At 59.3% G+C, this 26,609-nt stretch carries 27 protein-coding genes; 9 read left to right on the forward strand and 18 right to left on the reverse strand.

What is annotated here, in order from left to right:
* The first annotated feature begins 83 nt into the window (after positions 1 to 83).
* Complete coding sequence (locus FHT28_RS03455; RefSeq protein ID WP_168595567.1) at positions 84 to 1,196, forward strand: hypothetical protein; 1,113 nt, start codon at positions 84 to 86, stop codon at positions 1,194 to 1,196.
* A 22-nt stretch (positions 1,197 to 1,218) separates the two neighbouring features.
* Here the strand turns inward: FHT28_RS03455 and ychF are convergent, their stop codons facing one another.
* A complete protein-coding gene (ychF, locus tag FHT28_RS03460; protein ID WP_037194712.1) occupies positions 1,219 to 2,322 on the reverse strand; it encodes a redox-regulated ATPase YchF in 1,104 nt (367 codons plus the stop codon).
* 235 nt (positions 2,323 to 2,557) lie between these two features.
* On the opposite strand from ychF, the gene clpS reads away from it, so the two are divergent.
* Positions 2,558 to 2,869, forward strand: a complete 312-nt coding sequence (clpS, locus tag FHT28_RS03465; RefSeq protein WP_037194710.1) for an ATP-dependent Clp protease adapter ClpS — start codon at positions 2,558 to 2,560, stop codon at positions 2,867 to 2,869.
* Between the two features lie 15 nt (positions 2,870 to 2,884).
* Here clpS and FHT28_RS03470 read toward each other — a convergent pair whose 3' ends face one another.
* The 5 genes from FHT28_RS03470 to FHT28_RS03490 form a co-directional block, all read right to left on the reverse strand.
* Complete coding sequence (locus tag FHT28_RS03470) at positions 2,885 to 3,361, reverse strand: GNAT family N-acetyltransferase (RefSeq protein ID WP_168595568.1); 477 nt, start codon at positions 3,359 to 3,361, stop codon at positions 2,885 to 2,887.
* Between the two features lies 1 nt (position 3,362).
* Positions 3,363 to 4,079, reverse strand: coding sequence for an aminoacyl-tRNA hydrolase (gene pth / locus FHT28_RS03475; protein ID WP_168595569.1), 717 nt, complete (start codon positions 4,077 to 4,079; stop codon positions 3,363 to 3,365).
* Positions 4,080 to 4,152: 73 nt separating this feature from the next.
* The gene (locus FHT28_RS03480; RefSeq protein ID WP_168595570.1) at positions 4,153 to 4,884 is read right to left on the reverse strand and encodes a transporter substrate-binding domain-containing protein; all 732 of its coding nucleotides are present in this window, start codon (positions 4,882 to 4,884) and stop codon (positions 4,153 to 4,155) included.
* Between the two features lie 14 nt (positions 4,885 to 4,898).
* A complete protein-coding gene (locus tag FHT28_RS03485; RefSeq protein WP_168595571.1) occupies positions 4,899 to 7,265 on the reverse strand; it encodes an EAL domain-containing protein in 2,367 nt (788 codons plus the stop codon).
* Between the two features lie 245 nt (positions 7,266 to 7,510).
* Positions 7,511 to 8,125: a 50S ribosomal protein L25/general stress protein Ctc gene (locus tag FHT28_RS03490; RefSeq protein ID WP_037194699.1), complete on the reverse strand. Its 615-nt coding sequence runs from the start codon at positions 8,123 to 8,125 to the stop codon at positions 7,511 to 7,513.
* A 300-nt stretch (positions 8,126 to 8,425) separates the two neighbouring features.
* On the opposite strand from FHT28_RS03490, the gene FHT28_RS03495 reads away from it, so the two are divergent.
* The 3 genes from FHT28_RS03495 to FHT28_RS03505 all read left to right on the forward strand — a co-directional run bounded on the left by FHT28_RS03495 (position 8,426) and on the right by FHT28_RS03505 (position 12,659).
* Positions 8,426 to 9,868, forward strand: a complete 1,443-nt coding sequence (locus FHT28_RS03495; protein ID WP_168595572.1) for a hypothetical protein — start codon at positions 8,426 to 8,428, stop codon at positions 9,866 to 9,868.
* 75 nt (positions 9,869 to 9,943) lie between these two features.
* Complete coding sequence (locus FHT28_RS03500; protein ID WP_168595573.1) at positions 9,944 to 11,398, forward strand: YdgA family protein; 1,455 nt, start codon at positions 9,944 to 9,946, stop codon at positions 11,396 to 11,398.
* Positions 11,399 to 11,423: 25 nt separating this feature from the next.
* The gene (locus FHT28_RS03505; protein ID WP_168595574.1) at positions 11,424 to 12,659 is read left to right on the forward strand and encodes an MFS transporter; all 1,236 of its coding nucleotides are present in this window, start codon (positions 11,424 to 11,426) and stop codon (positions 12,657 to 12,659) included.
* 15 nt (positions 12,660 to 12,674) lie between these two features.
* Here the strand turns inward: FHT28_RS03505 and FHT28_RS03510 are convergent, their stop codons facing one another.
* The 6 genes from FHT28_RS03510 to lgt all read right to left on the reverse strand — a co-directional run bounded on the left by FHT28_RS03510 (position 12,675) and on the right by lgt (position 18,766).
* Positions 12,675 to 13,607, reverse strand: coding sequence for a ribose-phosphate pyrophosphokinase (locus FHT28_RS03510; protein ID WP_037194690.1), 933 nt, complete (start codon positions 13,605 to 13,607; stop codon positions 12,675 to 12,677).
* Between the two features lie 105 nt (positions 13,608 to 13,712).
* Complete coding sequence (locus FHT28_RS03515) at positions 13,713 to 14,585, reverse strand: hypothetical protein (protein ID WP_037194688.1); 873 nt, start codon at positions 14,583 to 14,585, stop codon at positions 13,713 to 13,715.
* 53 nt (positions 14,586 to 14,638) lie between these two features.
* Positions 14,639 to 15,790, reverse strand: a complete 1,152-nt coding sequence (locus tag FHT28_RS03520; RefSeq protein WP_047562699.1) for a Xaa-Pro peptidase family protein — start codon at positions 15,788 to 15,790, stop codon at positions 14,639 to 14,641.
* Between the two features lies 1 nt (position 15,791).
* Positions 15,792 to 16,574, reverse strand: a complete 783-nt coding sequence (gene pgeF, locus FHT28_RS03525; protein WP_246704786.1) for a peptidoglycan editing factor PgeF — start codon at positions 16,572 to 16,574, stop codon at positions 15,792 to 15,794.
* 133 nt (positions 16,575 to 16,707) lie between these two features.
* Positions 16,708 to 17,805, reverse strand: coding sequence for a class I SAM-dependent methyltransferase (locus FHT28_RS03530; RefSeq protein ID WP_168595575.1), 1,098 nt, complete (start codon positions 17,803 to 17,805; stop codon positions 16,708 to 16,710).
* Between the two features lie 73 nt (positions 17,806 to 17,878).
* A complete protein-coding gene (lgt, locus tag FHT28_RS03535; RefSeq protein ID WP_047562971.1) occupies positions 17,879 to 18,766 on the reverse strand; it encodes a prolipoprotein diacylglyceryl transferase in 888 nt (295 codons plus the stop codon).
* Positions 18,767 to 19,032: 266 nt separating this feature from the next.
* On the opposite strand from lgt, the gene FHT28_RS03540 reads away from it, so the two are divergent.
* From FHT28_RS03540 to FHT28_RS03555, 4 genes are all read left to right on the forward strand, one after another.
* A complete protein-coding gene (locus tag FHT28_RS03540; RefSeq protein ID WP_037194679.1) occupies positions 19,033 to 19,293 on the forward strand; it encodes an accessory factor UbiK family protein in 261 nt (86 codons plus the stop codon).
* A 388-nt stretch (positions 19,294 to 19,681) separates the two neighbouring features.
* A complete protein-coding gene (locus tag FHT28_RS03545) occupies positions 19,682 to 20,182 on the forward strand; it encodes a YbjN domain-containing protein (protein ID WP_037194677.1) in 501 nt (166 codons plus the stop codon).
* Between the two features lies 1 nt (position 20,183).
* The gene (gene proC, locus FHT28_RS03550; protein WP_047638645.1) at positions 20,184 to 21,023 is read left to right on the forward strand and encodes a pyrroline-5-carboxylate reductase; all 840 of its coding nucleotides are present in this window, start codon (positions 20,184 to 20,186) and stop codon (positions 21,021 to 21,023) included.
* A gap of 24 nt (positions 21,024 to 21,047) precedes the next feature.
* On the forward strand, positions 21,048 to 21,389 hold the full coding sequence (locus FHT28_RS03555; RefSeq protein WP_047562707.1) for a tRNA-binding protein: 342 nt from the start codon (positions 21,048 to 21,050) through the stop codon (positions 21,387 to 21,389).
* Positions 21,390 to 21,423: 34 nt separating this feature from the next.
* Here the strand turns inward: FHT28_RS03555 and FHT28_RS03560 are convergent, their stop codons facing one another.
* From FHT28_RS03560 to FHT28_RS03585, 6 genes are all read right to left on the reverse strand, one after another.
* A complete protein-coding gene (locus FHT28_RS03560; RefSeq protein WP_168595576.1) occupies positions 21,424 to 22,005 on the reverse strand; it encodes a DUF1349 domain-containing protein in 582 nt (193 codons plus the stop codon).
* 12 nt (positions 22,006 to 22,017) lie between these two features.
* On the reverse strand, positions 22,018 to 23,400 hold the full coding sequence (locus FHT28_RS03565; RefSeq protein WP_037194672.1) for an ATP-binding protein: 1,383 nt from the start codon (positions 23,398 to 23,400) through the stop codon (positions 22,018 to 22,020).
* 28 nt (positions 23,401 to 23,428) lie between these two features.
* Positions 23,429 to 24,130: a response regulator gene (locus FHT28_RS03570; RefSeq protein ID WP_037194671.1), complete on the reverse strand. Its 702-nt coding sequence runs from the start codon at positions 24,128 to 24,130 to the stop codon at positions 23,429 to 23,431.
* 77 nt (positions 24,131 to 24,207) lie between these two features.
* Complete coding sequence (locus FHT28_RS03575; RefSeq protein ID WP_037194668.1) at positions 24,208 to 24,690, reverse strand: MarR family transcriptional regulator; 483 nt, start codon at positions 24,688 to 24,690, stop codon at positions 24,208 to 24,210.
* Positions 24,691 to 25,318: 628 nt separating this feature from the next.
* The gene (locus FHT28_RS03580) at positions 25,319 to 25,582 is read right to left on the reverse strand and encodes a hypothetical protein (RefSeq protein WP_037194666.1); all 264 of its coding nucleotides are present in this window, start codon (positions 25,580 to 25,582) and stop codon (positions 25,319 to 25,321) included.
* 246 nt (positions 25,583 to 25,828) lie between these two features.
* The gene (locus tag FHT28_RS03585; protein WP_168595577.1) at positions 25,829 to 26,458 is read right to left on the reverse strand and encodes a DUF1236 domain-containing protein; all 630 of its coding nucleotides are present in this window, start codon (positions 26,456 to 26,458) and stop codon (positions 25,829 to 25,831) included.
* Positions 26,459 to 26,609: the final 151 nt, after the last annotated feature.

A 26,609-nucleotide genomic window follows, 5' to 3' on the forward strand; every position in this document is an offset into this window, starting at 1 on the left:
CGCATGCCGGTGCCCCGCAGCCCTTGATTGTGTGTCGGCGATGTGATGAGGCTGCATAACATCGTCACGCAGTAAGGACAGACATGAGCGATCTCAAGACCGCGCTGGAAGGCGCCGCCGGCGAGGGGATAATTTCCCCGGACCAGGCCATGCGGCTTTTGCCCTATCTGGCCGAGCGCAATATCGGCGCCCCCACCGTTCGGAACGGTCTTTCGCAGCCGCGCGACAATGATCTGACGAACCCGCTGGAGGACAGTGAAGCGCCGCGCTTCATTCGAGGCTTTCATGATGTCCTGATTACCATCGGCATCATCGTGCTGCTTGCCGGGCTATGGGGGCTTACGAGCTTCCTCGGGCCGCTGCCGGCGATTATCATCCTTGCCGAAATCCTGGTGCGCCGCCAGCGGCTGGCGCTTCCGGCAGTTGCGCTGACCATCGCGCTGGCGCAATGGATAATCACCGTCTCGGTGGTCTATCTCGGTCCGGCCGACGATGGCCGATCTATCATGGTGGACTGGATGGTGATGACGCTTCCGTTGCCGCCGCTCTTTGCCTTGTTTTATTGGCGCTACCGCGTGCCGTTGTCGCTGGCAATGCTGCTTTTTTCGCTGTTTGCGCTGTTGCTGGCGGCAGTCTTCTACATCATGGGGCTGGTGACGGGCGCGCCGAACGTGGTGCTTGCCTACCCGCTGCTGTCGATTTGCATCATGTTTGCGGCGGCACTCGGGACATTCGCGGTTGCGATGTATTTCGATCTCCGCGATCCCCAGCGCGTAACACGCCGCTCGGACGTTGCCTTCTGGCTGCATCTCGCGACCGCGCCTGCGCTGCTCTACACGGCGAACCTGCTGGCATTCATGCTTGAGTTCGGCAAGGACGGCGACATTTTCCCCAACATTGACACTGGCGGTTACACGCAGGCGGCGACCATCGTCGTCATCGTGGCGATCATGATGCTGATCGGCCTGATCATCGACAGGCGTGCTTTCGTCACAGCTGGTTTGCTTTCGCTCGGCGTGGCGATCGGCACTATTTTGCGGCAGAACAATGCCGGGCTCGACAAGGTGAGCTTCATCGTGCTGATGATCGTCGGGCTCATCGTACTGGTGATCGGCGTCGGCTGGCCGCATCTGCGCCGCGCCACGGTCCGGCTGCTGCCGGCATCTATACAAGAAAGATTGCCGGCGCTCAGGTAAGCGCCGGCAATCCCTTCATTCTTTAGGCGTTAAAGAGGAAGTTGAGGACATCGCCGTCCTGGACGACATATTCCTTGCCTTCGGAGCGCATCTTGCCTGCTTCCTTGGCGCCGACTTCGCCGTTGTAGGCGACGTAGTCGTCATAGGCGATGGTGCTGGCGCGGATGAAGCCGCGTTCGAAGTCTGAATGGATGACGCCGGCGGCCTGCGGGGCCTTTGTGCCGCGCTCGATCGTCCAGGCGCGCGTTTCCTTCGGGCCGACTGTGAAATAGGTAATGAGGTGCAACAGCTTGTAGCCGGCGCGGATCAGCCGGTCGAGGCCGGCTTCATCGAGGCCGAGAGCGGAGAGGAATTCCGTCGCTTCCTCTTCAGGCAGCTGGGCTACTTCCGCTTCGATAGCGGCGGAGATGATCACCACCTCGGAATTCTGTTCCTTCGCCATGGCTTCGACTGCAGCGGTGTGCTCGTTGCCGGTCACGGCATCCGCCTCGGCGACGTTGCAAACATAGAGCACCGGATGCGAGGTCAGAAGGTTCAGGCTCTTGAGGATGCGGAGCTCCTCCGCGTCGAGCTTCGATAGCAGCGTGCGGACCGGCTTGCCTTCGTTCAGCAGGCTGAGCGAGGCTTCCATGATCGGCAGCATCGCCATGGAATCCTTGTCCTTGCTGGTGGCGCGCTTTCGCATCTGTTCTGTGCGGCGCTCCAGGCTCTCGAGATCGGAGAGCATCAGCTCGGTCTCGATCGTCTCGGCGTCGGCGACCGGATTGATGCGGCCTTCGACATGGGTGATGTCGCTATCCTCGAAGCAGCGCAACACATGCACGATGGCATCGACTTCGCGGATGTTGGCGAGGAACTGGTTGCCGAGGCCTTCGCCCTTCGAGGCGCCGCGCACGAGACCGGCGATATCGACGAAGGAGATGCGCGTCGGGATCAGCTCCTTCGACTTGGCGATGTCGGCAAGCTTGCGCATGCGCGGATCGGGAACCGCGACTTCACCGGTGTTCGGCTCGATCGTGCAGAAGGGATAATTCGCCGCCTGCGCCGCCGCCGTCTTGGTCAGCGCGTTGAACAGAGTGGACTTGCCGACATTCGGCAGCCCGACGATACCGCATTTGAAACCCATGGCACCTTGTCCATATCTAGAAAATCTTTGCAGTGCGTATGGGGGAAGGGCCGTTGCGGGTCAAGTCTTGTGGGGAAAGCGAGCCGATTTTCTGCCGCAAGACGGGTTGAAGCCTTCAAAAGCTGCGGCGCCACATTGTCTCCGAGACACCGTCCGCCTTGAATGGCGTGGTGCGCTGCACTATAATGGCGCTATTAGCTCAAAGCCTTTTTCTCTGTCGTCAACGGTGATGCCGATGAGTGACAATGATGTTGTCCTTAAACCAAAGACCAAAACCAAGCTGAAGGTCGAGAGGCCGAAGCTTTACAAGATCATTCTCGTCAATGACGACTACACGCCGCGCGAGTTCGTCATCATGGTGCTGAAGGCCGTCTTCCGCATGAGCGAGGAGGCCGGCTATCGCGTCATGATGACGGCGCATAAGCTCGGCAGCTGCGTGGTGATGGTTTGCGCGCGGGATATCGCCGAGACGAAAGCCCAGGAGGCGATCGATCTGGCAAAAAGTGCCGATTTCCCGCTGATGTTCACCACCGAGCCGGAAGAATAAGGCTCCCTCGGAGCGTCAGACTGCAACGGGGCGGCGGATCTGGAAGCCGGTCTTGTCCTGCGCGAAACCACAATTGGCGTAGAAACGCAGTGTCGCCGGGTCTTTTGAGCCGGTCAGCAGCATGATCTTGTAGCAGTTCTTTTCCCAGGCTGCCCCTATGGCCCTTTCAATGAGCGCTCCGGCAAGGCCGTGTTGGCGATAATCGGCATGGGTTACGACATTCTCGATCAAGGCATAGGAGGAGGCGCCGCGTGTCAGGTTTGGAATTATCACCAGTGTCACTGAGGAAATTGCTTCGTCGCCGGCGAAGGCCGCGAAGATCGTCATGCCGGGATGGGTCAGGATTTCGGCGAAGCGGCTCTCCGCCAGATGAAGTTCCAGCTCTGGATCGGAGTTGAGGTGCCGATAGAGTGCCAGCAGGGTTCGGAGATCCCTGGCTGCTGCCGGCCGGATGACGATACTGTCGGCGTTTTCGGCTGCTGCTTCCGGCATTTCAATCGCCCTTCTTGCCGAACATCCTTTTCAGCATCTCCGCCATCGGGCCGGTTTCCGGTATCCTCGGCTGGTTGTGGTTGCGTGCTTGATGGATATGCGATTTGGCCGTGACTTTCTTTTCCGGCTTTGGCGCCTCTTCCTCGGCCTTGCCGCCCAGGGCGAGCGCGATCTTGTTCATCAGCTGCGAATCCTCGCCGCGCACCAGCATGTCGGCATTGTCGGCAAGCGTATCGAACAAAGGTTCCAGCCAGTCCCGGTCCACCTTGGCGAAATCGCCGAGAACGTGATTTTGCACGAGTTCCTTGGCGCCGGGATGACCGATGCCGAGACGGAGGCGCCGATATTCGCGGCCGGAATGGGCATCGATCGACTTGATGCCGTTGTGGCCGCCATGGCCGCCACCGGTCTTCAGGCGTGCCTTGCCGGCCGGCAGGTCGAGTTCGTCGTAGATCACCACCAGGTCGGACGGCTCGAGCTTATAAAAGCGCATGGCCTCGCCGACGGATTCGCCTGACAAGTTCATGAAGGTCTGCGGCTTGATGAGCAGCACTTTCTGGCCACCAAGCTCGCCTTCGGCAATCTCCGCCTTGAATTTCTTCGACCACGGCGAAAAGCTGTGGCGGCGATGGATCGCGTCCACGGCCATGAAGCCGATGTTGTGGCGGTTGCCCTGATATTTGGCGCCGGGATTGCCGAGGCCCGCGATGAGAAGCATGCGCTTCACCCCTTGGAAAATGCAGATGCCCTTCACGACAGGGAATTGACGGCAAAGTCAAGGCGGGATGCGGTCAGTCGCCGAGGCGCAGGCCGTACTTCAGGAAAATCCGCGTCTGCGTGCCGTCGGCGATCAGCGCATCGAGCGCAGTTTGCATTCTGCTCTGGAGATCGTCGGGGAAATCCTTCTGGCAGGCGATACCCATGGGTTGCTGGGAGAGGATCGTCACCTTCTCCACGGCATTGCCGTCCTTCTTCAGCTTATCGAAATAGAATTCCGAGATCGGCATCAGGTCGACGCGGTCGCTCATCAGTTTCTTCAGCGTCGCCCTGAAGTCGCTGCCCACATCGATACGCGGAAAATTGTTCCGGCGCAGTACACTCTCCGTATAGTCCTGGCGCCAGGTGCCGACGAGGTACGTCTTGGCTTCGTCGATCGTGGCGGCTGTAACCGTCGAGCCGCTGTGCTTGATCAGGATGTTGCGATCGATCAGCAACGGCTGCACCCATTTGAAGAGCTTGTCGCGCTCGTCGTTGTGCGCCGTGGCGAATACGCAGGTCAGAGGCTCCGTCAGCGCCTGGTTGTAGGCCCGGGCCCAGGGCATGATATCGATCGTGTAATCGACGCCGATGTCGGTCATGACCTTCTGTACCTGTTCGACGGTTGCTCCAATGGGGGTCTTGCCGTCGCGATAATTGAAGGGCGGATATTCTTCGGTCGTGAAATGGATGGTTTCAGCACGAGCAGGAGAAAGGACGGATAGCGAAGACAGGCTGATGGCGACCGTTAGCAGCAGTTTTCGCATACGGTTCCTCATCGCTATGACGCCTGCGCTACGGGGGAGAGCTGGTCGAATTGCGGGCCGGACAGCGTTTTCATCAGATTGTCCGGATGTTGCGGTCGATGGAAGAGATAGCCTTGCCCATAATCGATGCCCATGGTGCGCAGGGTCGCGCATTCCTCTTCGGTTTCCACACCCTCGGCAATGACCGTGCAGCTCATCTTGTGCGAGAGCGTCGTAATGCTTTCCACAAGCATGCGGCTCCTGGCGCTGACGTCCGAAGCGGTATCGTTGATGGCGCGGATGAAGGATTGATCGATCTTGATGATGTCGACGGGGAACCGATTGATATAGCTCAGCGAGGAATAACCCGTGCCGAAATCGTCGAGCGCGATGCGGCAGCCGTAGTTGCAGATCTCGTTGATGACCATGCGTGTTTCCGGATTGTCGTCCATGAGCACGGCCTCTGTGATTTCGATGACGATGCGTCGCGGGGAAATATCGTAGCGCGAAAGCAAGGCTGCGATGCGCACGGGCAGATCCGGCTCGAACTGCAAGGGTGAGAAATTGATCGCGATGTAGCTGTCCTGCATGCCGTCGAGCCGCGACAGCCGTGCGAAATGGGCGATCGCTTTTTCCATGATGCGATTGCCTATGCGTATGATGGAGCCTGTTTCTTCCGCAACCTCGATGATGCGGCCCGGAGGCAGGATGCCCTTCTGCGGATGATGCAATCGCATCAGCGCCTCGAAGCCGACAATCGAGCGATCATCGATATTGACGACCGGTTGCAGATAGGCTTCGAACCAGTCTTCGCTGAGACCGCTTTCGATGTAGCTCTCCAATTCAGCGCGGCGGCGGGAGTCATCGAGCATGCCGTTGTCGAAGATCTGCGCGCCGTTCTTGCCGTCGCGCTTCTTGGCATACATGGCGATATCGGATTTCAGCAGCAGTTCGGCCGCGTTGGCGGCCTGGCGCGGATAGATGGCGATGCCGATGCTGGCGCTGAGGCGGGCGTCGCCACAGAATGGCGCGTCGAAGACTTCGGCGATGCGAGCGGCCATGTCCATGGCTCTTGCTTCCGCATCTTCCGCCAGCAGCAGGATCGCAAATTCGTCGCCGCCGAGGCGAGCTGCGACATCGCCGGGCGTCAGTCGGGCCTGCAGGCGCGATACGAGTTCGCGCAGTGCCGCATCGCCGGCGGCGTGGCCCATATTGTCGTTGATCCACTTGAAACGGTCGAGGTCGATGAAGAGGCAGGCAAGCTCGCGATGGCGCAGGTCCGCCTCATTGATCTTGGCGTCGAGTGCGGTCTCGAAGCCTTGACGGTTCAAGAGGCCGGTCAGATGGTCGGTGATCGCCTGGCGCAAGTTCCGGTCTTCGGATTGCTTGAGTTCGGTGACGTCGGTCATGACGGACAGTGAGAGGCCGTCCTGGACTGCCGTCGTCTCGAGGATCAAGACGTCCATTTTGCGCCCGTCCTGGCAAAGGAATTTTACCGTGACGGCAAGGCGGGCGGCGCTATCGGGATGGCTGCGTTTGCGGTCGACATATTGCGAGCGCGAATCTGGCAGTACCAGACTGGCGAATTCCCGCCCCAACACCTCGGCACGATTATAGCCTGTCGCAGCGAGCCAGTAATCGCTGACGGCGGCGATGCAATCGTCCTTGTCGAGGGAGAAGAGCATGGCGGGCGTCAGATTATAAGTGTCGGTGGCGCGGCGATGAGCGTGCTTCAGCTCGGTTTCCTCGCGCTGAAGCTTGCTCTGCATGTCGTTGAAACTGCTGGCGAGCCGTCCCATTTCGTCATTCGATTGCCAATCGACATGATGGCGCGAGCCGAGCCGCCGCGTCGCCTCGACGGCGTGCGTCAGCCGCATCAATGGCTGGATGACGAAGATGCGGTTGCCGATCAGCGCCGCGCCGAAGACCGTAAGCACGGCGAAGATGAAGATGGAGATGAAGACGATCTCCTCGTTCTTCAAACCATCGAAGAGCCCAAGCTGAGGATAGTAGACCGTGATGGTGCCAAGCTTCTTTGCGCCATCGACGCCGTTATAGACGATCGAACGGGAAACCGACTCCAGATTGCCCTTGTAGGATTTAGGGATTGTCGATTGCGTGACGTCGAGCTGGCCAGAGAGGTCGCGGACATTGACCCTGACGATGGCGCCTTCGGCGACCGTCGTCGCACTGATCTGGGTGACGCTGTCTTCGTCGAGATCCCACAGAGGTTTGGCCAGGGCCTGGGCATTGGCAACGAGCAGTACGGTTATATGATCCTTGATTTCCTTTTCGGCGCGCTCTGACGACAGGAAAAGGAATAGAATAAAGAGCGGCGCTACGAAAATCAGCAGCGCTCCGCAGACGATCGCGAAAAACCTGTTTTCGACCGAATGGCTCATAGTCCCGATAGCTCCCCAGTCATAGGCCGGCGAATCTTGGGATACCGTTCCCTACAACTCTTTCGCGTAAGGTTCCATGAATGTGTTAAATGTTGTTGAAATTCCGGGGTTAAAGAATATCAATCAAAGTATAGATTCAAGAAATCTTTATTTTTACTTGTTCTAATATTAGTGATTGCATATGAAAAACCCGCCATCCCCATAAGGGAGGCGGGTCTGGATGCTTGGCAATGAAGACGCCAAAATCAGGCGGTGGTTTCCTCGCCGCCTTCTTCCTCTTCCGCAAGACCGGCTGCCGGGGCAACGATCGTTGCGATCGTGAAGTCGCGGTCGCTGATCACCGGGGTGACCTTCTTCGGCAGCGTCACATTCGAGATGTGGATGCTGTCGCCGCTCTTCAGGCCGCTGAGGTCAACGGTGAAGAATTCCGGGATCGCGTCGGCCGGGCAATGAACTTCAACTTCGTGACGAACGATGTTGAGAACGCCGCCAGCCTTGAGGCCCGGGGACTTTTCGTGGTTGACGAAGTGAACCGGGATTTCAACGGTGACTTCGGTGTTGCCGGAAACGCGCAGGAAATCGACGTGAACCGTGAAGTCACGGACCGGATCGAGCTGGTAGTCCTTCGGCAGAACCTTGATCTTCTTGCCGCCGACGTCGATCGTTGCGATCGTCGTGAGAAAACCGCCGGCGTGGATGCGCTTCGTCACCTCATTGGTGTTGAGAGCGATAGAAATGGGGGCCTGCTTGTCACCATAGATGACAGCGGGAATCAAACCGTTGCGGCGAAGTTCACGGGCGGACCCCTTACCAACCCGTTCGCGCGCCTCGGCCTTGAGCTCGTAGCTTTCGTGGCTCATGGCTATTCCTTTCGAGGTTATTTGGAGAGTTCATCCGGTCGGTCATCGCCGTATCGGTTGAACTGGAGGAGGGCATGCCCTGCCTCATCCGCGTTGCCTCCAAGGGTGTCTACGCGGACGCGTGGCGTATAATACAAAGTGGCCGAAGGCGCAAGCACCTCCGGAATGCGAAGGTCTGTGATGACATTGCAACTCTTGCGCACGAGGCTGCGACGCCATTTCTATCAACGACTTGACATATACCCTCAGCCCCTTCAACAGTCGAACTCAATCGATCAGGGTCAAAAGGAGAGGTCGGGCATGCGCTCCAGGGCTATCGCCGCTGCGGTTATTTCCATGGGTCTTGCCGGCGCATCACAGGCGGCCGACATCAACGAGCAAGGCGCCAAGGACCTTCGCAACATACTGGCGCATTCTCTTTCAAACGATCTTGCCCGAAGCGATTTCGTCTCGGTGAAGCCAGCGGGTGATCAGTATGAGATTACCTATGACCTTGCAAAGTTCTTCGACAAAATCAATTCCAGCGCGTTTTCCGTCACGGGTTTCAAGCCGCTTTCTTTGTTCGCGCAGCCGGTCGATCAGGGCAAATGGCATTTGAAGGGCGATAACAGCCTCGATATTTCCCTGCATTCGCCGGTGTCCGACATCGCTTATTCCGTTGCCTCCACCTCTTTCGACGGCATTTTCGATCCTACGATCGAGATGATGCGGTCGATGGGCATCAAGAGCAGCGGCGTGAAATTCTCCAGTGTCGGCAGCGGGCCAAGGAGCGGGCGCAAGATCGACGCCACCATCGATAGCGCCTCTTTCGCGCATACGGTGACAGACAGCACCGAGGCAGGCAAGGTCGATCTGCAATTGCAGGGCACGCTGCAGCGATTCAGCGAACAGTTCACGGGGCGGCCGCATGGTTCACCCGTCAACTTCAGTGTCGAGAGCGTCAATACGAACGTTACCGCGACCAGCTTGCCAGTGAAGGAGCTGCGTGCACTCATTCGCTTCTTCGTTCAACACGTCAAGGCGAAGCAGCTCTCGGAAAGCGGCAGCGAGAAGTTCGAGCAGCTGGTGCGCCGCGCCCTGCCGGTTTTCGGTTCGTTCAACAAGACTGTGACGTTGAACAATGTCCTGGTGGCGACGGATAAGGGCAAGGTCGGCGTCAAGCGTGTCGACTATAATTTCAAGATGGATGGCCTGACAAAGGCGTCCAATGTCAATTTCGAGCTGCGGGCAGAGCATTTCACGCCTGATGCGGACCTCATCCCGGCGGCTTATTCGCCTTTCCTGCCCGAGACATTGGACGTTCAGCTCGGTGTGCCCAACATCAACTTCGCCGGCCTCATCGACACGGCTCTAGGGGCGGTCGCCACGCGGGCGACGCCGGTTTCCGGTGAAGCGCTGAAGCGCACGATGTTCCCGAGCGGATACGGTACGCTCGAATTTCCGAAGATAAGCGCTACCTCCAGTGTCTACGACGTCGAGGTTTCCGGCGCGGTGAAGGCCTCGACCAAGGCCCATTCCGACTATTCGTTGCAGGCAACGATCCTGGCGCGCGATTTCGACAAGACTGTTACAGCCATTCAGGAGGCCGCCAAGACGGAGCCTCGGCTGAACAATGTCTCCTTCAGCCTGCTCGCCGCCAAGGGGTTTGCAAAAACCGATCCGGACGGTCGCCTACGCTGGGACGTCACGATGGATGAAGATCGGACAGTTACGGTCAACGGACAGGTGATGAAGAAGCCCTGAGGCACGGGGCGAACCAAGCTTCTTGGGCATTTTCGGACTTTCATATTGTTTTTCCATCATATTTGGGGGTGAATTATGCGTTTTAAAGCGGTTGCCGCGGCGGCTGTTCTCGCCGCCGGCGTGGCCGGCATTGTCCAGGCGGCAGATGTCAGCGAGCAGGGTGCCAAGGATCTACTCGGCAATCTGACCTATTTCCTGCCCGATGATATCGCCGGGAGCGGCGGCATCTCGGTGAAGCCGGTCAGTGCTCATTATGAGGTCACCTATGACCTGCAGAAGCTTTTCGACAAGCTGAACGTGACCGGTTTCGATATCAGCGGCTTGAAGCCGTTGGCGCTGCTTGCGACGCCGCTGGATAGCGGCCTCTGGAACATTGAAGGCAACAACGCCTTTGACGTGACGGCGCGCTCGAAGCCGGGCACCGGTCCCGACACCGAATTTCGTTATGCGCTGGCCTCCTCGAATTTCAAGGGTGTGTTCGATCCTGCGCTTCACTATCTGCGCTCGATGGATATGAAGGGCAGCGGCATCACCTTCGCCACCAAGACCAGCGACAATGGCGTCCAGAAGAACGACGCCACGATCGACAGTATCGGCTATACCCTGTCCTCGTCGGACAGTGGCGAGCCTGGCAGACTCGATATCAAGATGAGCGGCGGCCTGCAGTCGCTCTACAACAAGATCTCGTCCGACAGCACGGCGCTTGGCGAAATCAAGGTCGCGGCAATCGATTTCAATGCCAGCGCGACCAAGCTGCCGTTGAAGGCGGTGAATTCCGTGCTGCATTTCGTCTCGGAACACAAGGACCAGAAGACCCTCTCAGACACCGACAGCCTGGCGCTGAAGGCCCTGCTGATGGACGCGATGCCGATCGTCGGTTCGTTCGACGAGTCGGTCGCCATCAAGGACATTGCCGTCACGACGCCACTCGGTGATGGCGGACTGCAGAAGCTCGGCTATTTCTTCAAGGTGGCGGGGCCGACCAATGCGATGAACGCAGATTTCGGGATGAGTGCCGAAAAGCTCACCCTTGCCTCGGGTCTGATGCCTGAAGACTATGTCGCCTTCATTCCCGATGCCGCCGATATCCAGTTGCAGGTGCCGAACCTGAACTTCTCCGCTCTGATGGACGTCTTGCAGCAGACCGATTTCAAGGTTCCGGATAACAATACGGCCATGGACGTCAAGCTGCAGCAAGCCATGTTCCCGGATGGGACGATGACCATCAACTTTCCGAAAATCAGCGCCGTCTCGGGTCTTTACGATGTCGAGGCCTCCGGCAGCATGCGCGGCTGGCTGAACGAGAAGGACCGCGTGTCCATGAAGATGACGGTGCTCGCCCGCGATCTCGACAAGACGATCGCCGCGGTCCAGGAGGCCGCCAAGACGAAGACCGATCTCGCTCAGCTTTCCTTCGGCCTGATGATGGCCAAGGGCTTCGCCAAGACGGATGCGGACGGGCGTTCGCGCTGGGAGATCGATCTTTCCGACGACGGCGGTGTGAAGGTCAACGGCCAGGTTATCAAGTAAATCAATCTGAAGTCAGAATGCGATCATGTTTGTTCTAAGGCCGCTCGGCCAGCGTTCGATCTCTCTCCTGTGGGCCGGTCAGGTGCTGGCGGCCACAGGTTCGGAATTCTACATGGTCGCAGTCGTCTGGATCGCGGCGGACTTCATCGGCAGGAATGCGGGATACGTTTCCGCGTTGCAGTCCGGCGCGCTTCTGGTCGGCAGTCTCTTCGGCGGCATTGTCACGGATCGTTGGCGTCACAGCACCACGATGATCGCAGCCGATCTCGTGCGTGCAGCTCTGTTGCTGACTTTGTCGCTTGCCGGCCTTCTGCATCTGATGAGCCTGCCGCTGCTGATGGTACTTGCCGGATGCATTGCATTGCTGACCTCGACATTCGACCCGTCGCTGCAGGCGACCCTGCCGACGATTGCCGTCGATCCTGATGTTCGGCATGCAACCAATGGCCTGTTCGATGCCACACGGCGCATGGCGCGCATTCTCGGTCCGAGCTTGATCGCGCTCGTGAACGGCTTCCTGCCGAAGTCGCAGTTTTTCACTGTCACTGCAGCTACCTTCTTGCTGTCGGCGCTCGCCGTCTGGCTCGCGGTCGCGAAATTCCCGGCTGCGCCGAGGCGTCGCGATTTTTCGGGAACGGCTGCCGTGATAGATGGTGTCCTTGGCGGATGGCGGGTGGCCCGGGGTCATGCGGCGATCCTCTATGGCTTATTCACCAACCTGATGGGGAACATCGCCTGGGCAATGGGAATTCTGCTCGGGATGATCTTGCATCTGCGCGAAACCAGCGCCGATCCTCTGACGGATTACGGCTTGATGATGACGGCTTACGGTGTCGGTAACCTGACGACCAATCTCATTCTCAGCAGCATCAAGCCCCGCCGGCCTGTTGTCTGGATTATCGTGGCAAAGCTCATTTTCGGGGCAGGGGTATTCCTGCTGCCGCTAATGCATGACAGGATGTGGCTGATGATCGTCGCGTGCTTCGCGGCAATCAATGGTCCTTTTGAAAACCTCGCCATGCTGTACCTGATGCAGACGCGCAGTGAACCGCATCGCCTGGCACAGGTCTATCGTCTGCTGATGTGCGCTATTTTCACGGGCTTGTTTGTGGCTTACCTCATGTCGCCGAGCCTGTTTGCCTGGTTTGGCATCGGGCCTTCGATCATGGGTGCGGGGGCGGCTGTGTTCGCCTCGGGTCTTGTCGGGATCGGCTTGCTGGCATGGAGGCAGACACACCCGTCCGCAGCGAAGACCGCCTGAGAATGCTTGTCGGCCTCAGTCGAACAGGCTCGAGACCGATTCTTCCTGGCTGGTGCGGTTGATGGCTTCGCCGATGAGGCTGGCCGTGCTGATGACGCGGATATTGGGCGCCGATTGCACTGCTGTCGTCGGCTGAATGGAATCGGTGATCACCAGTTCCTTCAGCTTCGAGTTTACAACACGGGTCACGGCACCGCCCGAGAGGACGCCATGCGTGATGTAGGCAGTGACGCTTGCCGCGCCTTGTGCGAGTAGGGCATCGGCCGCGTTGCAGAGCGTGCCGCCGGAATCGACGATATCGTCAATCAGCAGGCAGTCTTTTCCTTCCACTTCGCCGATGATGTTCATCACTTCGGATTCGCCCGGGCGGTCGCGGCGCTTATCCACGATCGCCAGCAGACAGTCGAGACGTTTGGCAAGAGCGCGGGCGCGCACGACGCCGCCGACGTCGGGCGAGACAACCATGACGTTGCTGATGTCGTAATTGGCCTTGATGTCGCGGGTCAGCACCGGAATCGCATAGAGATTGTCGGTCGGGATATCGAAGAATCCCTGAATCTGGCCCGCGTGCAGGTCGAGCGTGAGAACACGGTCGGCGCCAGCCTCGGTGATCAGATTGGCCACCAGCTTGGCCGAGATCGGCGTGCGCCCAGAGGCGCGGCGATCCTGGCGGGCATAGCCGAAATACGGGATGACTGCGGTTATGCGCCGCGCCGACGAACGGCGCATCGCATCGATCATGATCAGCAGTTCCATCAGGTGATCGTTGGTCGGAAACGACGTCGGCTGTACGAGGAAGACATCCTCGCCGCGCACGTTTTCCTGGATCTCTACGAAAATCTCTTGGTCGGCGAACCGGCGGACGCTAGCCCTTCCCAAGGGAACATTGAGATAATTGCAGATCGCTTCGGCAAGGTGCCTGTTCGAATTGCCTGCGAAAACCTTCATCTTGGCCCGCCTGTTACCAACCTGATAGCCGCGCTTTTAACCGCCTTGCACTCGAATGCAAGGGGGAGACGCGCGATACCTTTCATATTTCTGAAAAGCTTGTGGCTATCCACCGCTGGAATTGCGCCAGGAATTGAATTCCGACATGGTTTTGGAGGCGATTTTCTGCATGACGGCCGGCGGAACGGCCGTCCACGGGTCGCCGCGCTTCAGCGGCGCGCTTTCCGCGCCCTGGATTCGGTGCAGGCGGTTGCCGTTGTTATCCAGCACATCCCAGACATAGGTCACGGAAATTTGCGGGCCGTCCTCGAAGGCGGAGAGGTAGCCCTTCAAAACATAGCTGGCGCTGGCGTCGCTGGAACTCTTGATCGTCAGGCCGAGCGAGCGGGCATCCGCACCGAGTTGACGCGATAGCGGGGTGACGGCGTCGACGGGCGCGCCGATGATCGGCAGAAAGCGAATGCTGTTGCCGCCGGGGGCGGCAGCGGGCGGCAGCGACGCCTGTTGCTGTTGTTCCGGCTGTTGATCGTCGGCGGCTTGCCGCTGCCGTTTCGGTTGCTGTTGCGGATCTTCCGAAAGGCGCCGGTCGGCCTCGCTCTGCTCGTCGGTTTGCGAGGTCTGCGTATCGGCCGGGGCGATGGAAGCGGTGCGGCCGTCATCAAGCGGGCGCGAGGCATAGGGATTGGTGCCGTTCGACCGCAGCGCCGATGCCTGGTCGTCAAGCGAACCGCCGCCATAGCTTTGCGGCTGATATGCTTGCTGAGAAGTCTGCTGCTGGTAGCCGTAGCTCTCTTGTGTTCCCGGATAGCTTTGGCGACGCTGGGGTGCTGTGGCCATCCGCTCGACATCCCGCTGGGTGACCGGGTTGGAGCCGACATCGCCGATCGCCTCGGGTGGCGTCAGGGCGTCCGTGGTGTTGCAGGCGGAGAGCGCGAGGCAGAAGCCGGCGACAGTCAACATTGTCCTGACCAGTCCCATTGCGCGATCCTTTCCTCGACGGTCTCTCCGTTCAGGATCGCTATCTTACGCCGCTAACGGTTAAGAAATTCGAGCGGGTGACGGGATAGGGCTTTCGGGGCTTGCGACGTCGTCAGATATGTCTGTCCGAGGGTCATGGCGGTACCGCTGTCGGAGTCCATGATGATCATATGCACGAAGAGCGACATATTCTCCTCGATCTCCTGCGGATTGCCGATGTGGAACATCTCGTGCTCCATCCAGGACGGAGAAAAGCGGGCGCCGAGCGAATAACCGCAGGCATTCAGCCGGTGGCGCGAAAGCCCGCGTTCGTCCATGATCTTGGCGTGCATGTCGAAAACATCGCCGAAGCTGTGGCCAGGCGTCAGGATGGTTTCGATCGCCTGCAGTGTCTCCAGGCAGGCGCTATAGAGCTCTCGGTGGCGATGACTGGGATTGCCGATGACGACGGTACGCATCATGGCGGCATGGTAGTGAGCGTCGACGCCGGCCCATTCGAGAGTCAGTTGGTCGTCTGCGTCGAGCTTGCGACGGCCGGCCTTGTAGCGGCAGAGCAGGGCCTCGGCGCCGGAGCCGATAATGAATTCGTTGGCTGGATAGTCGCCTCCGCCGGAAAAGACGGCGCCCTGCATGGCGGCGAGGATATCGGCCTCATCCGCACCGGGCTTGATCAGCGCCAGGGCGGCGTCCAGGGCATCGTCGGCGAGAGCGGCGGCGCGCTCGACATGGCCGATCTCCGCCGGGCTCTTGATCAGGCGCAATCGGCTGACGAGATAGGAGGCATCAACGATCTGGCCAAAACTGGCAAGCTGTTGGTCAAGCAGGCGGGCGATGCGGCCGGTCATGCCATGCGTATCGTATTCGATGCCGATGCGGGCACCGAGAAGGTCGAGATCAACAAGCAATTCCTTGAGATCGAGCGTCGGATCGGCATTGACGCGATCGACCCAGATACGGATATCGGAAATGACCGAAGTGAGTTGCGCCTGACGAAGGTCGGCGGAGCGCGTCAGGAGCGTCATCGATCCGTCCGCCTTGACCACCAGGGTCTGAAAGAAGCAATAGCCGAAGGTATCGTAGCCCGTCAGCCAATACATGCTCTCCTGCGCGAAGAGCAGCATGGCGTCGAGCTTTTCCTCCTGCATCTTGGCGAGCAGTCGAGCCAAGCGTGCACCAAATTCGCTGCGTTCGAAATGCAAGGCCATATCAAGCTGCCTCCCCGATGGCGATGGCGGAAATCTGCCGGCCGTAATCCGGCTCCTTCGCATGTGTGGTGCGGCGATAGGAGAAAAAGCGGTCTGGATCCGGATAGGTGCAGAGATTCAGGCTTTCAGCTGTCACGCCTGCCTTTCGCAGGCGATCGACAGTCAGGGCCGGCAGGTCGAACATCGCGTGGCCGGCCCGTTCAGACGACGTGAAATATCTGGCGTAGCCCGGGTCGTGGGCCAGGAACCGATCGACGAATTCCGGGCCGACCTCGTAGCTTGCCTGGCTGATGGAGGGGCCGAGGCAGGCAATGATCGCCTCACGCCTTGCGCCGAGCGCCACCATCGCGTCGATGGTGTTTTCCAGCACGCCGGTCAGCGCTCCCTTCCAGCCTGCATGGGCGGCGCCGATGATCCGATTTTCGGGATCGGCGAAGAGGATGGGGCCACAATCGGCGGCAAGAACGCCAAGCACGATGCCTGGTGTTGCCGTCACCATCGCGTCAGCTTCAGGCCGACTGCCGTCATAACGCCCGTCGATGGTGACGACATCGGGGGAATGAATCTGGTGCACGGTGGCGAGCCGCTCAAGCGAAAGACCGAACCAATGGGCGACGCGGCGGCGGTTTTCCTGCACATGCTCACGATTGTCGTTCGAGCCGAGGCCGACGTTCAAGCCGCGATAGAGGCCTTCTGAAATGCCGCCGGCGCGGGTGAAATAGCCATGGCGGATGCCGGCAGCCTCGGCGGCACTCAGCAGCGTGCTTGCAATTGGTGTCGGCAACACAGCGTTCCTTGATATTCGGTTTGGCTTGTCGTGCGATGAGTAACGCAGCCGCGGCGAAGCAGTTCGATCTGGCCGGGATGTTGACCCAGCGCGGCGCGGGCTGTCAATCCGCAGGATCGACGGTCACGGTTCAGGTGACAGGACGAAAGGGCAGGAGGTCGATCGCCGGACTGGAAACCGCAAGCACCTTGAAAAGCTCTCCCATCCTGCCTTCTCCGGCTCCGGCCAGCCTCTCCACGGCGACGCGGATACTCTCCTGAGTTGCGACATCGCGATCGCGTCCGAGAGCCGCTGCTCGTTCCATCAATCCGAGCCCGATCAAGAAATCGCCCTGGTGGCAACATCCGTTGATGTGCATGCCGGAGGCGAGCGCCGTCTGCGCCAGATGCTGAAAATCGACATGGCTGGTAAGGTCGGCTTCGCCGGGATGTTCCAGCGGTGGATCGTATTCATGCATGCGCACGGCCTGCAGCGTGTCGCCAAAACCCGTCGTCATGTGGCCGTAATCGATAGCGAGAGCCGTGCCGCCATGGGTGGCCAGCCTGTCGCAGATTGTCGTCATGACGGCCTGGCGGGCTGGCGCGAGCTCGAAAATCGTACCGATCGGCGGAAGTCCGCCCTCCGGAAGAAGCGCCGGATCAAGGGTGGCGACGCCGGTGGTGAAGGTCAGTTCGTCGTCGACATCGAGGCCCACCGCGCGCTCGCGAAAACCGCTGGCGGTGCGAACGAACTGACGGATGGGGATGGCATCGAAGAGTTCGTTGGCGGCAAGCAGGGTAAAACCATCAGGCACTTCGCCGAAATCCGTATGCCACGAGACTTTTGAGCCATAAGGCTCCAGGGTCTGTTGCTGAAATCCCTGCAAACGCTCGCTGGTCTCGACCAGATGGACCGTCACGACGTCATAGAGCGGCGGCGCCAGCTTGCTGATGACACGCAGCATGTCTGACATCATCGTGCCGCGGCCAGGGCCGATTTCGACGAGACGCACATCGGCCGGCGTTCCGTGGCGCTGCCACGCATGCACCATGAAGACGCCGATCATCTCGCCGAAGAGCTGGCTGATCTCAGGTGCGGTGACGAAGTCGCCGGATTGGCCGAAGGGTTCGCGCGTTTTGTAATAGCCATGCGTCGGATCGGCGAGACACAGCGAAAAATAGTCCGTGATGCTCAGTGGCCCATTCGTGCGGATAATGGCTTTGATCTTTTCACCGAGCGCCGTCGTCATTCTCTGCTTTCGCTAGTGTACTGCCTTGAAAAGCGGGGGCTTTTGAAAGGGTCATGCGATATTAATCTTCAGCTCAGGCCGTCTGCCTGGTTGCTGCCTGCCGGGCGCGGACAACTGCCCACAGACCGATAGCAACCATCGGCAGAGACAGTACCATGCCCATCGTCAACCAGTTCGTGCCGAGAAGATAGCCGAGCTGCTCATCAGGCTGACGGAAGAATTCGACAAAAATACGCGATAAAGCGTAGCCGATCACAAAAATACCGCTGACCGTACCGGGTTTCTTCAGCGCCAGAGCCCAACGCGTGAGAATGAAGAGAACGAGAAAGAGTATGATGCCTTCGATACCCGCCTCGTAAAGCTGGCTCGGATGGCGCGGATCGGGACCTGCGGGGCAGATGCCATTGTGTGCGGCGATCACGTGCGGGCTGCAGAATACCATCGCCCAGGGGACGTCCGCGGCCCGGCCCCAGAGCTCGCCATTGATGAAATTGGCGATGCGACCAAAGAAGAGGCCGAGAGGCGCGACGGCGGCAACGATATCGAACAGGCTCCATACCGGGACCTTGTTGCGTTTTGCGAACAAAATCATGGCGATGGTCGTGCCGATCAATCCACCATGGAAAGACATGCCGCCATTCCAGACTTCAATCGCGCGGATCGGATTGGCGAGCACCGGATCGAGATCGTAGAACAGGATATAGCCGATGCGGCCGCCGAGAACGATGCCGAACGCCACCCAGAGGATGAAATCATCCAGATGCTGGCGCGTCATCGGCGCGGTGTCGTTCAGCCAGAGCTTGCCGTTGTCGACCAGGCGCCTTGCATAGAACCAGCCGAGCAGGATGCCCGCCACATAGGCCAGGCCGTACCAGTGAATCGACAGCGGGCCTAAAGAAACGGCGACCGGATCGATATCCGGAAACGGCAGGATGGCGGCGAGATTGGCGGATGTCAGCAAGATCGTCAGGCCCGTTGTCGCATGATTCCCAAAAGGCATTGCGCCATTTCGGGACAAGAGCATGCTAAATCCAAATGTGCGCGGAACATGGCGCTCGCTATCGAAACGGTCAAGTCGATTATTGCTGTGTCCTTTATCGCAGGTCCGGTTGTCCCGTTCTATCTCAATTTGCTTGCATCGGACCCTTGGAAATCCTACCTCAACACTACTTGGCCCCTTATCGATGCCTGTCCGTTTTCGGGGCCGACGGCCGCAAGGAGATTGTTATGAGCACTGGACCGAACCGTATCTTGGATGAATTCGCCAAGCTGATGACCGATGCCGCCGGTGCTGCCCAGGGCGTGCGCCGGGAGATCGAGACTGCTTTCAATGCGCATGCCGAGCGTTGGCTGAATAGCCTGGACATCGTCAAGCGCGAGGAATTCGAGGCCGTTCGCGAGATGGCGATCAAGGCGCGCGACGAAAACGAAGCGTTGCTTGCGAGAATCGAAGCGCTCGAGGCAAAGCTGGCCTCCAAGAGCAAATAAGCACACCCTTTCGCTGTTGACCGGCGCGGCACCCGTTTGCCGCGCTTTTTTCTCTGAAAATATTCAGCTGTTTTTCCACCTGTGGACATAGGCAAAAAAGCCAATCGTCAGAGTCGGTTATGACTCCCTTCTGAATAGACGCCGGAAGAGCTGTCCACAGTGCCGTTTCCAAAATCGATCCTCAGGGGCTGGCTTGCCGGGCATGCCGCTATACACTGATTTTAAATGATGATTCGAAACGGACTTGGTAAGCTCCGGGCAGGATGGATGCGTTAGTCTCGTAGCCGTTCAACATCATCCCGAGGATGTCTCCGGAGTAAAACTGTTTGCGTTCTTTTGGTGTTCGAACACGAAAAAACTGCATTCGTTCCGGTCAAGAAGGTGCTGCATGAGCCTTATGGAAATGGAAGTCGAACGACAGTCGAATCCGGTCGATATGATCGAGTTCGTGGCCGCCAACAACGATTGGTCGTTCGAACGGTCCGGCGAGGACGAACTCGCTATGACCGTCGAAGGGAAATGGACCGATTACCACGTCTCCTTCTCCTGGATGGAGGAATTCGAGGCGCTGCATATCGCCTGTGCTTTCGACGTCAAGGTTTCGGAGCCGCGCGTCAACGAGGTGATCAAGCTGCTTTCCTGCATCAACGGGCAGGTGTTGATGGGGCACTTCGACCTCTGGCGCCAGGAAGATATCGTAATTTTCCGCCAGTCGCTCTTGCTGTCCGGCGGTGCGGAGCCCACGAACCGACAAGTGGAAGTGCTGCTTTCCAACGCGCTTGACACTTGCGAGGCATACTATCAGGCTTTCCAGTTCGTGGTGTGGTCCGGTCTTGAAGCCAACCGCGCCATGGAAGCTGTGCTTTTCGAAACGGTAGGCGAAGCGTGATATGACAGGTCAACAGTCCGCCAGTGCTTTTGCATCCACAGGGCCGATCGTGTTGATCGGGGCCGGCAATATGGGCGGCGCGCTGTTGACGGGATGGCTGAAGAATGGCGTGCCGGGATCTTCGGTGATCGTCGTCGATCCCAATCCATCCGAGCCGATGCGGAAGATGATTGCGGATGCGGGAGCCAGCCATGTCATCGGCATTCCCGCCGGTGTGACTGCGGGCGTGCTGTTCGTTGCCGTCAAACCTCAGGTCATGGATGCTGTGCTGCCGCCGCTGAAGGCGGCGGTGGGAACAGATACGGTCGTCGTGTCGATCGCGGCCGGCAAGACGCTTGCCTCGCTCGAGAAGCATCTGGGCGAGGCGGCGATGGTGCGGGCCATGCCCAACACGCCTGCCATGGTCGGGCGTGGAGTGACCGGCGCCTTCGCGAATGCCAGGGTAGGCGAACGGCAAAGGCAGCTGGTTCAGAATCTCCTGAAAGTATCCGGTCCGGTCGAGTGGGTGCCGGGCGAAGCCGATATCGATTCGGTGACTGCGGTCTCGGGCAGCGGGCCTGCCTATGTTTTCTATCTCGTCGAATGCATGGCGGAAGCGGGCCGGAAACTCGGTCTGCAGGCGGACCTCGCCATGCGGCTTGCACGGGAAACTGTCGCGGGGGCTGGTGAGCTATTGCATCAGTCCCCCGACGACGCTTCGCGTCTGCGGCAGAACGTGACATCTCCGGGCGGGACGACCGCCGCGGCGCTGGGTGTTTTGATGGCGGAGGACGGCATGCAGCCCTTGTTCGATGCGGCGCTGGAAGCGGCACGCAAGCGGGCGCAGGAGCTGGCCGGTTAAATTTTCGATGAAAAGGGCAGAGGCATGACGGAAGAGATCACCTATGGCGATTTCGAGCGGGTGGATATCCGCGTCGGGACGATCATCGAGGCGGAGACCTTTCCGGAAGCGCGCAAGCCGGCATACAAGCTGCGGATCGACTTCGGGCCGGAGATCGGCATCAAGCGCTCCTCCGCGCAGATCACGGTGCACTACACGCCGGAAACCCTAATCGGCCGGCAGGTGCTTGCCGTCGTCAATTTTCCGCCGCGCCAGATCGGCCCGGTGCGCTCGGAGGTTCTGACGCTCGGGTTCGAGGATGAGTCCGGTGCGATCGTTCTTGCGGCGGTGACTCACGCGGTGCCGAACGGCAAAAAGATGATGTGAGCCAGGTTTCTTCTTCGTGCAGAGAAGAGATGGTTCAGTGAATATCCCTTGATAGCGGATCATTCAGGCTGAAATCGAGGAACTCTGCCTCGAAGCCTTCGCGCTGCGGCGAGCAGAAGGCGGGGCCGATCGATACCTCCTCCAGCGTCGGATCGAACCAGGCAAGTCTTGCCATGCGCCATTCGTTCATCCGGTCGGTGCGATACTGGGTGAAGAGAGCGTCGCCGTTGCGCGTCACCCGCGCAGACATGGCATCGAATTCGTGGTCCAGCCGAAAGGCGGACCAGTCGGAGTTGCCATTGGTGACGACGACGCTGAAATGCTTGGCGCCGTCGGTATATTCGATTCCGCATTTCATCCAGTGTCTGGCGTCATGGCGGATCATCAGGCCTGCCTGATCGTAAAGTTCGCGGTAGTGTCCGACGAAGGTCACTTCGGCGGTGAAGTCGCCACGGCGGGATGCGCCGAGAAAGTGGCCGTCGTCGCGATGGAAGCCATAATAGGTTTCCTGCCAGAAGTCGGTCTTGTTTCCTGAGCGTACGAACAGCCGCCCCTGGTTCACTTCCCACATGGGCGGCGCATTCAGCCAGTGCATGTTGTCGATGTCGATCGGCATGCGATGCCTCCCTCAGGCTGGAATGCGGATGGTGGCGCGCAGGCCGCCGAGCGGACTATCGCCAAGCGTGACGTTGCCGCCGTGACTGCGGGCAATATCGCGGGCGATGGCAAGGCCGAGGCCGGTGCCGGATTTGTCGAGATTGCGTGCCTCGTCCAGCCGGAAGAAGGGTTTGAAGACATCCTCGCGGGCACCGGCTGGAATGCCGGGGCCATCATCATCGAAGATGATCGTCAGCCACTTGGCGCTGTGCTTGGCCTCGACGCGCAGGCTCTTGGCGTAACGGCGCGCATTGGTGGCAAGATTCGTTACTAGGCGGTTAAAGGCATTCGGACGAACCGAAATCTGGTTGTCTCCTTCGATCGAGAAATCCATGGACTTGCCATGCAAGGAAAAGTCCTGCTGGATCTTCTCGAGAATGTCGCTGAGCTTGAACTGGCCGACATCTTCTTCCGCTTCGCCGCGCGCGAAAGCCATATAGCCCTCGAGCATGCTCTGCATGTCCTCGACATCCTCATTGAGACCCAAGAGATCCGGATTGTCGCCGACGAGGGCGAGCTGCAGCTTGAAGCGGGTGAGTACCGTACGGAGGTCGTGACTGACGCCGGAAAGCATTGCGGTGCGCTGCTCGATCTGACGTTCGATGCGTTCCCGCATCAGGATGAAGGCGAGGCCGGCTCGACGGATCTCGTCGGCGCCGCGTGGTGAATAGTTTTCCAGCCGCTGGCCTTTGCCGAAGCTTTCCGCCGCCTGGGCCAGCGCCTGAATCGGTCGGATCTGCCCCCTGAGGAACAGGACCGCGATGCCGATCAACACCAGGGAGGTGCCGACCATCCAGAGAATGAAGATATGGGTGTTGGAGGCATATGTCTGGCTGCGCTTGGCGAAGACCCGCAGCACCTTATCGGGCAGCTTGACCCGGATCTCGACCAGGCTGGAGTTTCCGACCGTATCGATCCAGAAGGGCAGGTTGATCTGATCGCGGATTTCATCGCTCAGAATGCCGTCCAGTATGGAGAAGAAGGGCTTTTCGCGCGGGGCAGGCAACTCGCCGCCCGGTTCGATCGAGATGGCGAGGTCGAGCTTCTGCCGTGCGATCTGCGTAATGGCCGAATAGTCGGCGTCCTGTGGATAGGTCTCGATGACTGTTATGATGGCGGCGATGTCACGCGTGGTCGCCATGGACAATCTCTGCGTCACCATCTGCCAGTGACGCTCCATGAAGACGACAGTCACGACCGCTTGCAGGATGATCATCGGAAGAATGAAGATCAGCAGCGAGCGCGCATAAAGGCCCGTCGGCAGCACATTCCGGCGCAGCCAGCGCGCAAGCCACCGCAGGCCGTTGGACGGCGCGTGGTCCTGGTCGCGCCTGATCGAATCGAATGTCACCATCGCCGCTGATCCTGGAGAGCCGATCTTCTCAGTCTATGCTAAGGCGGTAGCCGATGCCACGCACCGTCTGCAGCCAAATGGGGTTGGCCGGGTCGTCTTCGATCTTGCGGCGCAGCCGGTTGATTTGTACGTCGATGGTCCGCTCGCCAACTTCGGCGTCGCCACCGATGAGTTCGTGGCGGGGGATCGTCTCGCCGGCGCGCTTGGCGAAGAGCAGCATGATCTCCTGCTCCCGATCGGTCAGGCGGATTAGCTCGGCAGACTTCTTGAGCTCCTTGCGGGTCAGCGAAAACGTATAGGGCCCGAACATGACGAGCTCGATTTTCGGGGAATCGGCCGGCGTGTTGCGCCGAAGGATATTGTTGACGCGCAGCACCAGTTCGCGCGGATCGAACGGCTTCGGCAAATAGTCATCTGCACCTGCTTCGAGGCCCGCTATGCGGGAATCGGCTTCGGCAAGCGCCGTCAGCATGATGATCGGGATGTTCTTGATGGCACGCAGGCTCGATGTCAGCGCGATACCGGATTCGCCGGGCATCATCACGTCCATGATGATGAGATCAAAATCGAGTCCTTCCAGCTTGCGGCGCGCCTCGGCTCCGTCGGCAGCGGCCGTCACGCGGAATCCCTTCTCCATCAGATAGCGGTTGAGAAGGGCGCGGATACGCGTATCGTCATCGACGATCAGAAGGTGCGCCGCGTCGTCCGAAATAGCTGTTTTCGTCGTCATTCCATCCGTCTCGATCTTGTCCTACCCAGTGATTGAGATGATCCATTCCGAACCGGCCCCGGGGTCGGAACTCGCCGTCACTTCTCGGTCTGCATTCCCCTCAGGAACCGTTTCACGCTTTCGCGCGTCGCTTCCGATGCGCCTTCGAATGCTCGTTCAATACGGCGCGATTGCGGCTCAGCCAGCGCCAGCGCCAGATCTCTGCCCGCCTGCGTCGGATAAAGCTTACGCTGCCGACGGTCTTCCGGGCCGGCGACCTGACGAATATACCCCGAATCGATCAATTGTTTGAGAACCCGCGCCAAACTCTGTTTCGTGATCTTCAAGGTTTCCAGAAGGTCTGCAACCGTCATGCCGGGTTCGCGGTTAACGAAATGAACCACGCGATGATGGGCACGCCCGAATCCGCTCTTGTCCAGGATCTGGTCCGGATCCGACACGAAGTCGCGATAGGCGAAGAAAAGCAGCTCGATGATCTCGAAATCGATGATTCCCGCATTCCGCATCGGAGTTGCCAGCGGCTCCGTCTTTGCCGCATTCTGGCTCGTCTGTCGTGGCACCCTGGCATTTCCTTTCCTATTTTGGAGCATTCGGGAAACTTACGCAAAAATATGTCAGCTTTATTGACGCATTTTTACGTCGCTGGTCGCTCCCGCGCAATCTTGCATGGCCCGGACGGTATACCCCATCTGAAAATTAAGCCCGGCCTCGCAAAACTCCAAATATTTCTTGCATTTCCCTTTGGCGCCTCGTGGCTGGAGCCTAGCTGAGGCAACAATCAATTGCCATGGTATAGCGGCGTCAGGAGACAATGTGGGGCTCCTGCGGGCGCGATGGCGAGAGGAGAGGTATCTCCGTCGAGCGCAATGCTATCAACGTGGTGATTGCGATCCGGCGGCGCGCAGCCTTTTTCAAATGACGGCATCTGCTTCGATGTCGCCGGATACCGCCCGCGATATCAAGACCACGCCATGATATGCGTCCAGCGCCGCCGATCTCTAGATGATCTGCACATTTTGCAAACGGGTGGCTGAAATCGGCGCCATGTGGAGATGACGAGGCCGATTATCGCGGTACTGTGGCGGAGACATGTCCATTCCGGACCTTTCCGCGCCATCGAGCAAGATTTCGCATAGGTCTGCAGAAGCCGGGCGTGTCGTCCTGCCCGGCTTTCGCAGTTTCCGATCTCTACGACTTGCGGCCCAGGACCGCGCCGACGATTGCCGAGAGCACGCCGCCGGCGATCAGCGAGGATATGCCCTGTGCGATGAGGCCGGTCAGGGCTTCGCTGCCGATCAGATTGAGGATCAAGCCACCGCCAAGACCGCCGACCGCACCCGCAATCGTTCTGGCGACGAGATTGATACCGTCCTGCTTCAACACAGCGCTTGCGGCGTTGCCGCCGATCGCGCCGGCTATCAGTTGAGTGATGATAGGCCCTAGACTTTCCATGATTGCCCTTCTCCCATTGTTCCGGAAGACGCTTCCGGATGCCCTCTCGGCGCGCCCCGGATCGATGCCAGGGAGCGGCGATAATCCTCAATGATATTAGAACTACATCATGCACCGATCGGTGGAAATAGAAAGGCAACTCAAACGGGAGAATTCCGCAATAATTGCAGGAGAAATCGGCCTTGAAGGCATGCGGCCGGCCGGCCGAATGCGAATTTCGCCATCCTGTTCCGATTGAAGGCCGAATCAGCGGTAGACGTAGACGATACGCCGCGTGCCCGGATCGACCAGGACCGGCTGACGGTTCACTTCGACGTAGCTATATTGATAGTTGGGGATGCGGTGGACCTCGACGCTCTCTGGGAGAGTTGCACCGACGGCGACATCGTCATCCAACTGGACGGTATCGACCGGATTTTCGTCGATATAGGTTCGAATCTCGCCCGGCGGTGTGATTGCAACGACATTACCGTCGTTCTGATCGACGCTGCCGAGCAGTTCATCATCCGGGCCGGGCTGCACGCTGCCGGTCTTGACGGAATCGGTTCGCTCGTAAGTGATGGTCGGAACACCCAGGTCGTCACGGTGGTCCTGGACGACCATCGAAGCGCCATTTTGCTCGACGCTGAGATATTGGGCGTAGACCCAGCCTCGCATGCCGTTGACGTCGACCCGACACCAGCGGCTGCCTTCGATGCAGCCATCCAGTGTTGCCTCGGAGCCGCGCGTCGCGACGCCTACCGTCGGAAATTCCGAGCCAGGACCCGAGCGCACCTCAATATCGGTGGCAGTGGTTGCGGACATGTCGGCCTGTGCCAGACCGGCGCTGCCGACGAGAACGAAGCCGGCCAGCAGCAGATTTCTCCTCAAGGACATTGGTTTTCTCCTTCTGCCTCAAAAGACTATGCTCAACGCGTCGGGCGCTTCAGTGTTCCGAGCGTTGGCCACGTCGGTTGCCCGTCGGCTAAATCTCGCCGGGATGGGCGGCCCTCCCGACTTTGAAATCGCCAGGGGCTGCTTTGCCGAT

The organism is Rhizobium sp. SG570 (assembly GCF_012275345.1).
In the GTDB taxonomy this organism is placed as follows: domain Bacteria; phylum Pseudomonadota; class Alphaproteobacteria; order Rhizobiales; family Rhizobiaceae; genus Rhizobium; species Rhizobium lusitanum.

What these genes read in the sequence shown, in the direction of transcription:
- FHT28_RS03505 (WP_168595574.1), top strand. Translation starts at nt 11,424, where the DNA reads ATGTTTGTTCTAAGGCCGCTCGGCCAGCGTTCGATCTCTCTCCTGTGG.
- FHT28_RS03510 (WP_037194690.1), bottom strand. Translation starts at nt 13,607, where the DNA reads ATGAAGGTTTTCGCAGGCAATTCGAACAGGCACCTTGCCGAAGCGATC.
- ychF (WP_037194712.1), bottom strand. Translation starts at nt 2,322, where the DNA reads ATGGGTTTCAAATGCGGTATCGTCGGGCTGCCGAATGTCGGCAAGTCC.
- FHT28_RS03455 (WP_168595567.1), top strand. Translation starts at nt 84, where the DNA reads ATGAGCGATCTCAAGACCGCGCTGGAAGGCGCCGCCGGCGAGGGGATA.
- FHT28_RS03580 (WP_037194666.1), bottom strand. Translation starts at nt 25,582, where the DNA reads ATGGAAAGTCTAGGGCCTATCATCACTCAACTGATAGCCGGCGCGATC.
- FHT28_RS03470 (WP_168595568.1), bottom strand. Translation starts at nt 3,361, where the DNA reads ATGCCGGAAGCAGCAGCCGAAAACGCCGACAGTATCGTCATCCGGCCG.
- FHT28_RS03540 (WP_037194679.1), top strand. Translation starts at nt 19,033, where the DNA reads ATGAGCACTGGACCGAACCGTATCTTGGATGAATTCGCCAAGCTGATG.
- pth (WP_168595569.1), bottom strand. Translation starts at nt 4,079, where the DNA reads ATGCTTCTCATCGCGGGCCTCGGCAATCCCGGCGCCAAATATCAGGGC.
- FHT28_RS03495 (WP_168595572.1), top strand. Translation starts at nt 8,426, where the DNA reads ATGCGCTCCAGGGCTATCGCCGCTGCGGTTATTTCCATGGGTCTTGCC.
- FHT28_RS03555 (WP_047562707.1), top strand. Translation starts at nt 21,048, where the DNA reads ATGACGGAAGAGATCACCTATGGCGATTTCGAGCGGGTGGATATCCGC.
- FHT28_RS03560 (WP_168595576.1), bottom strand. Translation starts at nt 22,005, where the DNA reads ATGCCGATCGACATCGACAACATGCACTGGCTGAATGCGCCGCCCATG.
- FHT28_RS03500 (WP_168595573.1), top strand. Translation starts at nt 9,944, where the DNA reads ATGCGTTTTAAAGCGGTTGCCGCGGCGGCTGTTCTCGCCGCCGGCGTG.
- FHT28_RS03530 (WP_168595575.1), bottom strand. Translation starts at nt 17,805, where the DNA reads ATGACGACGGCGCTCGGTGAAAAGATCAAAGCCATTATCCGCACGAAT.
- FHT28_RS03565 (WP_037194672.1), bottom strand. Translation starts at nt 23,400, where the DNA reads ATGGTGACATTCGATTCGATCAGGCGCGACCAGGACCACGCGCCGTCC.
- FHT28_RS03545 (WP_037194677.1), top strand. Translation starts at nt 19,682, where the DNA reads ATGAGCCTTATGGAAATGGAAGTCGAACGACAGTCGAATCCGGTCGAT.
- proC (WP_047638645.1), top strand. Translation starts at nt 20,184, where the DNA reads ATGACAGGTCAACAGTCCGCCAGTGCTTTTGCATCCACAGGGCCGATC.
- FHT28_RS03520 (WP_047562699.1), bottom strand. Translation starts at nt 15,790, where the DNA reads ATGGCCTTGCATTTCGAACGCAGCGAATTTGGTGCACGCTTGGCTCGA.
- FHT28_RS03485 (WP_168595571.1), bottom strand. Translation starts at nt 7,265, where the DNA reads ATGAGCCATTCGGTCGAAAACAGGTTTTTCGCGATCGTCTGCGGAGCG.
- FHT28_RS03480 (WP_168595570.1), bottom strand. Translation starts at nt 4,884, where the DNA reads ATGCGAAAACTGCTGCTAACGGTCGCCATCAGCCTGTCTTCGCTATCC.
- FHT28_RS03515 (WP_037194688.1), bottom strand. Translation starts at nt 14,585, where the DNA reads ATGGGACTGGTCAGGACAATGTTGACTGTCGCCGGCTTCTGCCTCGCG.
- FHT28_RS03570 (WP_037194671.1), bottom strand. Translation starts at nt 24,130, where the DNA reads ATGACGACGAAAACAGCTATTTCGGACGACGCGGCGCACCTTCTGATC.
- FHT28_RS03585 (WP_168595577.1), bottom strand. Translation starts at nt 26,458, where the DNA reads ATGTCCTTGAGGAGAAATCTGCTGCTGGCCGGCTTCGTTCTCGTCGGC.
- clpS (WP_037194710.1), top strand. Translation starts at nt 2,558, where the DNA reads ATGAGTGACAATGATGTTGTCCTTAAACCAAAGACCAAAACCAAGCTG.
- FHT28_RS03490 (WP_037194699.1), bottom strand. Translation starts at nt 8,125, where the DNA reads ATGAGCCACGAAAGCTACGAGCTCAAGGCCGAGGCGCGCGAACGGGTT.